Genomic DNA, 7,262 nt, shown 5'->3' with positions numbered 1-7,262 from the left:
GTGTCTGGTTTGTCTGGAGTATCCGGTTTATCCGGGGTGTCTGGTTTGTCTGGAGTATCCGGTTTATCCGGGGTGTCTGGCTTGTCTGGGGTATCCGGTTTATCCGGAATTTCCGGCTGATCTGGGGTATCTGGCTTACTTGGAGTATCTGGCTGATCCGGGGTATCCGGTTTATCGGGAATCTCCGACTTGTCCGGGGTCGCATTGCTTCCCGTTTGTACTGGCCTAGTATCACTGTCATCGTCATCGCTGTCAGACCATCCGCTGTTGGAACGTCCAGAACTGCCGCTATATCTCGTTTTCACGGTGCTTGCCTTTACTGACTCCTCTTTTGTCTTAAATCCTTTATTTACAGAAACATGAATCTCTCCATTCTTATCGATCCACTGCCCATCCGCATTGACCAGGTATCCATCCGGTGTCTTTCCGCCCATATAAAGACTGCCCTGACCGTTGGTGCCTGTTTCAAAATAGTAGCATCGTCCATCGATCCATTGCCAGCCAGTTACCATGCGGCCCTTAAACCCATCACTTAGATTATTCAAAAAATACCAATGTCCATCCGCCGTATGGAGCCATCCTGTTACCATCTCTCCAGTTGACGGATCAATATAATACCAGTCATTTCCGTTTTTGACCCATCCGGTCAGCAAGATCCCGGATACATCATAATATTTCCACTTCTCATTCTCCTGTCGCCATCCGCCGACACCTGCTCCAGCACCCATTGCACTAAAGCTCGTTGTAAACAGGCTGGCTGCTGCAGCCACTGCACAAACAGATACTCGATTGATTTTCTTTTTCATATTGCCTCCAGATTATTTTAGTTAGTTACAGCTAAGTTAGTTATAACTAATCCAATTTTACACATATCTATAAAGTATGTCAATCTTTAAACTATTTATGGCACTTTTTCTCATTTTCTCTGCATATTGCACAACGGCGTTGTATTTATTCCCTTTTTTTCCCTTAAACCTTGTATTATAATAGGAATAATGTTAAACTTACATTACGATCAAAAATATTCAGCAACACGCAGCAGCATGGGAGGATACAGATTATGATGGTTTCAACAAAAGGCCGCTACGCTCTCCGCGTCCTGATCGATCTTGCGGAGCACCAGACCGACGGCTATATTCCATTAAAAGATACAGCAGCGAGACAGGAAATCTCTGAAAAATACCTCGAGGGCATCATCAAAATCCTCGTAAAGGCAAAACTCTTAGAGGGGGTCCGCGGTAAAGGCGGCGGATATCGCCTCACAAAAGCACCGGAACAGTACACAGTCGGCAGCATCCTTCGCCTCACTGAAAACTCCATGGCTCCGGTAGCCTGCTTAGAGCCCGGCAGCACCGACTGTCCCAGAATGGGAAGCTGTAAAACTCTCCCTCTCTGGCAGGGTCTCGACAAAGTCGTCAACGAATACTTGGACGGCGTCACCATCGCCGACCTCGTGCAGAATGGTCAGCCGGGGGACGATTATGTAATTTAGCCACCCCCCAGCCGCCGGTCTGCCTCCAGGCTCAGACGCATTATTTTCCGGGCATGGTTTCCTCTTCGCTCGCGGGAGAATGCGTTGGTGGACAGGCGGCACTTGTCTGAGCCGAAGGCGAGTTGTGCCGACTGACCACCGCCCTTAGCATTCTTCCGGGAGCTTAGAGGAACCGCCTGGGAAATACCCGGCGTCTGGGACTGGAGGCAGACCGGCAGCGTACTCACGCCAAAATCGTCGCTCCCAACCCAAAAACAAAGGACAGCCTTGCGGCTGCCCTTCACCCATTTCCATATCTGATTCCATTCCCGGAAATATCGTCCCTAATTCCAGAAGTCCACCTTCTCCTTCAGTCCAATATGCTCCGCCTTAAACACCGGATTCTTTCCGGCCTTTTTCTGCTCTGTATAATCCTCAAGACACCGCAGTACCGGCTTCAGGAGAATAACGATCACCGGCACATTGATCAGCGCCATGAAGCCCATCAGCACATCCGCTGTATCCCAGACAATACCAAGCTTCATCGTAGCGCCGACGCACACAACCACCGCAGCAACGATCCTCATGCCCCACTTTGCCCCATTAGATGGAGTCATGCCGCAAAGATACGCAAGCCCTGTCTCCGCATAATAGAAGTTTCCAAGCAGGGTCGTAAATGCAAACAGGAACAGGGAAACTGTAATAAACACAACACCAAACTTGCCGAGTGTGCTGTTCATAGCCGCCTGCACATAGGCCATTCCGGCCATATCCGCATCCGGCTCCACACCAGAGCAGAGCAGCAGCATCGCAGTCGCTGTACAGATCATACAGGTATCAAGGAATACAGAAAGCACCTGAACAAGTCCCTGCTTTACCGGATGGGAAACACCCGCGGAACCAGCCGCACACGCAGCTGCACCAACACCGGCTTCGTTAGAGAAAAGACCTCTCTTGATACCAAGCATGACCGCAGACCCCGTAAATCCGCCGAAAATTGCTTTCACATCAAACGCGTTGCGGAAGATCTCTGCGAACACTCCTGGGAGAAGTGTGATATGGGTCACGATCACGAACATTGCAACCGCAATGTAGAAGAATCCCATAAATGGAACAACCTTCTCTGTAATCCCCGCGATCTGCTTTCCGCCGCCGCTGATGCATATAAAGAACAGGACCGCAAGCACAGCGCCGATGATCCACTTTGCAAGATTCTCATGCTCCGCATATCCCGGAACTACCCGGAGCGCATCCGCAATGTTAAAGGACGCAACCAGATTAAAGCCAACCATGTAGGTCAGGATCATAAATACTGCGAACAGGATCCCAAGCCAGTGCTTTCCGATCGCCTGATCGATATAGTAGGACGGGCCGCCATAGCATCCGCCGTCATCGGAACGGCGTTTGTAGATCTGAGCCAGAGTTCCCTCCACGAAAGCAGTGGACATTCCCAGAAGCGCTGTAAGCCACATCCAGAATAATGATCCGAGTCCGCCGAGACAAATCGCAGTAGATACGCCTGCGATATTTCCGGTTCCCACACGGGATGCCGTCGAAACCATAAGTGCCTGAAAAGACGAGATCGCCTTGTCATCCTCACTCGGTGCGAGAACGACCCGCAAGGATTCCTTTAAATAGCGGAACTGAACAAACTTTGTGCGGACCGTAAAGTAAATTCCGCCTGCAACAAGTAAAATGATCAGGATGTATGTGTAAAGATAATTACTGAGATTCCCGATCAGTGCCCCATACAAATCGTACATGTGTTGTTACCCCTCTTTTTTCTTTTTTGTTACCCCAAAATTTTACTGTAAGTTATCCGTATTTACAATCATTTTTTCAGAAAATTTTGCCAGGACCGCACATTTCATTATCCCCGAAGAAGAATGTGCCTCGACACATTCTCGTGCCGAGCGCGGTCGCTTGCGACAACCTACATCTTTGTGTGATCATCAGCCCAAACTTCTGCCTGATTTTCTCTCTTAATACCTCCCCTTCCTAATTTTTCTCTAAAGAAGAAAGTTTCCGTCCGCCCATTTTCCCCTGGGTCCCGTACCACTTTCATACTTTCATCGTAACCTGATGAACTGTTACCCTTCATCAAAAAACTGCTCAGTCTTTCTTCGCAAAAATATGCAATTTCATCTGTGAGGAAAGGAACTGCAGGATTTTTCTCCCAGCAATGCTGTTTCCCTTTGCGTCCAGGGACGGACCATAGATTCCGATTCCCATCTTCCCGTCAACAACAGACAGCAGTCCGCCACCGACACCGCTCTTAGAAGGAATTCCCACGCGGACCGCAAATTCCCCGGACCCGTCATACATGCCGCAGGTCAGCATGATCGTCTTCACGACTCTCACGGTATCGGAATTCAGCAGCCGCTTTCCGGACGGATCCACTCCGTCATTCGCGAGCAGAAGTCCCAATCCCGCAAGGCTTTCCGCCGTCACACTCAGCGAGCACATTTTCACATAGAAATCCAGCGCTTCCTCCACATTCCCATTGATCACGCCCTTGCTCTCTAAAAGGTAGGCGATGGCGCGGTTTCTCGCCACCGTCGACATCTCCGAGCGGTAGACCTTCTCATCCAGAACGATCCCGTCATCCTGACAGAAACACCTCGCAAGCTCCAGCATCTCCCCAAACGATACCTTCGGCTCGATAAAGCTCGCCACCGCGATGGCACCGGAGTTGATCATCGGATTGTATGGATGACTGTTGGATCCCTCAAGCTTGATCAGGGAGTTGAACGCGTCCCCCGACGGCTCCATTCCCACATTCTCAAACACCATGTCAAACCCGCAGACCTCAAGTGCTACTGCAAGGCTGATGACCTTCGAAATACTCTGGATGCTGAACCGGTCCTTCGTATCCCCGCAGGAGAACCGGCTTCCATCCCGGCAGAAAATACTGATTCCAAGCTTATTCTTGTCCGCTCTTCCAAGCTCCGGAATATAGGTCGCAACCTCTCCCTCTTTGATGTATGGGCGTCCCGTTTCCAGCGCCTCATTGATCAGATCCTGAAACATAACTTTTGTTTACTCCTTTCCTCTATAACCTTCCACTCCTGCTGCCGCACTTTCCATACTTTGCAGGAAACTCTTATCAGCACATTTTCCGTGCATTTTCTCATATTTTAAACGTCCTGTCCCCTCTCAAGCCGCTCTCTTACTTCCTTCAAAAACTCTTCCCCAATCCCGGAGATCGGCACATCCGCAAGTGTCACATACCCGAATTCCAGCTTCACCTCGCACCCCGGAATCGGCACGGAAACTGCCCGGAAATCCGACAGCTGCTTGTCGAAGTCATGGATTCCGATGCTGTAAAAATCCGTCTGTGAGATCAGGTTCATGAGCGTCGCACGCCCTGTCACATAAATCTCCTTCTTCTTTCCCGTACTTCCTCCATCCTCATTTGGTCCGAGGATATTGGAGAGAATATCGTCATACAGCCCCATATAGCGGATAAATCCGTAATTCGCAAGATTCTCCCTCGTCATCGGCTTCTTCTCCCGGACGAGCGGATGATCCTTTGAGATCACGATCTGCGGTTCCACATAAGAGAGGAACCGGTATGTAAGGCCTTTCGCCGCCGCCATCACCTGGATCTCCTCATGTCTCTGGCTGTCGAAATGGAAAATTCCGATGTCGGCCCGACCGGAGACCACATCCTCGACGACGTCCTCCAACTGCCCCTCATACAGGCGGTGGGTGAATTCCGGCTGATCCTGGTACCGTCGCACGATAGTGATAAAGCTCTCCATCACATGGGAGAACTTTGTCATGGACACCGCCAGGGGCTCTGTCTTCTCCATCTCCTTTAATGGCCGCAGGTGCATTCCTTCCATTTCCTTTAAGATCCGCACCGACCGCTCCAAAAACTCATTTCCCTCGGGAGTCAGCGACACGCCCTGACGGCTCCTGTTTAAGAGCGGCGCCCCAATGGTCTCCTCCAGGTCATGAATGATCTTTCCAAGATGAGACTGGGAAACATAGAGCATCTGGGCCGCCTTGTTGATGGAACCAAGTCTCGCCACCTTGATGAAGTATTCCAGATGTTTCAGATTGATATCATAGCTCATGTTCTTCCCTCCCTCATTTTTCTATCTCTCTTCCCGCGCATCGCTGCTGAAAAGAGTTTCTGAAAGCCGCACATTCCTGCGGCTTTTCTTGTATATAATGTATCATTTTTTGCTATATCTTTCTACTTCTTTGTTATTCTTTATCAAGCTAAGGTTATTTCCCGCAGAAAAAACCTTATACGTAATTATTCAGTACCTTCATAGTTACAAGCAAAAACGGAGTGCCGTCACCTGGACAACACTCCGAAACCATACTTTCATATCTTAATTCACACGGGATGACAGACCTCAGCTCCCGATCATAATGTTGATGATCTCATCATTCGTCTCCTTCATTCCCTCTTTTGCGAGACGTCCCACGTTGCGGATCGTCGCCTCGATCCCGGCCGTCACGATTCCGTCGCCGTCATCAAAGTTCTGACCACGCTTTGCCATATAGTAGCCGATGATCCCCGCGTCCACCGCCTCAGCGATCTTTGCCGCGCAGGACGCTTTCGCGCCGTCACAGACCATACCAGAAATAATGGCGACCGCATTGATCACGGTGTGGACCACCTCATCATAGGACGCTCCGGAGAGATACGCGATCCCTGCTCCGGAACCCGCGCCCGCGCTGACTGCGCCGCAGTAAGCGGATAGTCTTCCGATGGGCGTCTTCTGGTGGATCGTCGTGAGATCTGAGAGTGCCATCGCCCGGTACATGGTATCCTCATCGACTCCCAGCTCCGTTGCGTATACGATGACCGGAACAGAAGCCGTGATTCCCTGATTTCCACTGCCGGAGTTGATGATAACCGGAAGCTCACATCCGTTCATTCGTGCGTCGGATCCGGCTGCCGCCATGGCTCTCGCTCGTGTACGAACATCATTTCCATTCATATCAAGAAGAAGTGCGCCGATGTTGGATCCATACTTCCCACGCATTCCCTCTCTGGCGATCGCCATATTGTAGGTTTTCTGGCGCTCCAGAACCTCTCTGATATCATTCACATCCACTGTGTGGATAAAGTCCCAGATATGCTCCATATCGAGCAGTGAGCGGTCCGTAAGACCTTCCTCCTCCTCACCATTCACCGGGATATCCCTGATGACTTCTCCGTTCTTTTCAATATGTACCACATTCGTGTGATAATTTGCGATGCGGACCATGCTGGTATCTGTTCCGCGTGTCAGTGTCACAATAATATCAAAGGTGATGCCGTTATCAATATGTTCCACTTCCACCGGGGTCGTCTGAAGGAATTCCTTCATCGCCGTGATCTGCTCTTTTGTAACAGACGCTATGACCTCAAGTTCCTTTTTCGGATCACCTGCAACGATTCCTGCCGCCGCCGCCGCCGGGATTCCCTTTAAATGATCCGTATTCGGGACGATCACGGATTTTACGTTCTTGATCATGCTGCCGCTGGCTCCTACCTTCACCTTCTCCGGGAGTCCGCCGAGCACTTCTCTCGCGACTGCCGCGCAGTAAGCGATGGCGATCGGCTCCGTACATCCCATCGCCGGCTTCAGCTCCTCTTCCAGAATACTCACATATGCCTGATATCTAATATCGCTTTTCTCCATTGTATCCGTCCTTTCTCCGTTCTTTTCTGCCGATCGGATCACTTTTTCCGCCCGCCATTCATGACTCCGAGTCTCACATCCTGAAAATTCGCATTCTATCCTGCTATTTTCTTGCAATTTCTATATTCTTAGCGTATCATAAG

At 50.3% G+C, this 7,262-nt stretch carries 5 protein-coding genes and 1 pseudogene; 1 reads left to right on the top strand and 5 read right to left on the bottom strand.

All coding sequences use genetic code 11. The features are described 5' to 3' along the window. A pseudogene (locus GPK90_RS13915) lies at positions 1–806 on the bottom strand (hypothetical protein); the annotation flags it as partial. A gap of 254 nt (positions 807–1,060) precedes the next feature. Between GPK90_RS13915 and GPK90_RS13910 the strand changes: the two are divergent. Next, positions 1,061–1,492 carry an RrF2 family transcriptional regulator gene (locus tag GPK90_RS13910; RefSeq protein WP_015553725.1) on the top strand — a complete coding sequence of 144 codons (432 nt, stop codon included), beginning with the start codon at positions 1,061–1,063 and terminating at the stop codon, positions 1,490–1,492. Between the two features lie 323 nt (positions 1,493–1,815). Here GPK90_RS13910 and GPK90_RS13905 read toward each other — a convergent pair whose 3' ends face one another. From GPK90_RS13905 to GPK90_RS13890, 4 genes are all read right to left on the bottom strand, one after another. Beyond that, positions 1,816–3,234, bottom strand: coding sequence for an alanine/glycine:cation symporter family protein (locus GPK90_RS13905; protein ID WP_215703253.1), 1,419 nt, complete (start codon positions 3,232–3,234; stop codon positions 1,816–1,818). Between the two features lie 349 nt (positions 3,235–3,583). Continuing rightward, on the bottom strand, positions 3,584–4,501 hold the full coding sequence (gene glsA / locus GPK90_RS13900) for a glutaminase A (RefSeq protein WP_117515798.1): 918 nt from the start codon (positions 4,499–4,501) through the stop codon (positions 3,584–3,586). A gap of 107 nt (positions 4,502–4,608) precedes the next feature. Continuing rightward, positions 4,609–5,553 (bottom strand): LysR family transcriptional regulator, encoded by a 945-nt coding sequence (locus tag GPK90_RS13895; protein WP_215703252.1) that lies wholly within the window; start codon positions 5,551–5,553, stop codon positions 4,609–4,611. 288 nt (positions 5,554–5,841) lie between these two features. Further along, a complete protein-coding gene (locus GPK90_RS13890) occupies positions 5,842–7,119 on the bottom strand; it encodes an L-cysteine desulfidase family protein (protein WP_215703251.1) in 1,278 nt (425 codons plus the stop codon). Positions 7,120–7,262: the final 143 nt, after the last annotated feature.

The sequence above is a fragment of the Clostridium sp. MCC344 genome, assembly GCF_018785365.1.
Taxonomy (GTDB): Bacteria; Bacillota; Clostridia; order Lachnospirales; family Lachnospiraceae; genus Pilosibacter.
The sequence above is the reverse complement of the archived record's forward strand: the minus strand, read 5'-3'. Positions and strand labels throughout refer to the sequence as shown.

What these genes read in the sequence shown, in the direction of transcription:
- GPK90_RS13895 (WP_215703252.1), bottom strand. Translation starts at nt 5,553, where the DNA reads ATGAGCTATGATATCAATCTGAAACATCTGGAATACTTCATCAAGGTG.
- GPK90_RS13910 (WP_015553725.1), top strand. Translation starts at nt 1,061, where the DNA reads ATGATGGTTTCAACAAAAGGCCGCTACGCTCTCCGCGTCCTGATCGAT.
- GPK90_RS13905 (WP_215703253.1), bottom strand. Translation starts at nt 3,234, where the DNA reads ATGTACGATTTGTATGGGGCACTGATCGGGAATCTCAGTAATTATCTT.
- GPK90_RS13890 (WP_215703251.1), bottom strand. Translation starts at nt 7,119, where the DNA reads ATGGAGAAAAGCGATATTAGATATCAGGCATATGTGAGTATTCTGGAA.
- glsA (WP_117515798.1), bottom strand. Translation starts at nt 4,501, where the DNA reads ATGTTTCAGGATCTGATCAATGAGGCGCTGGAAACGGGACGCCCATAC.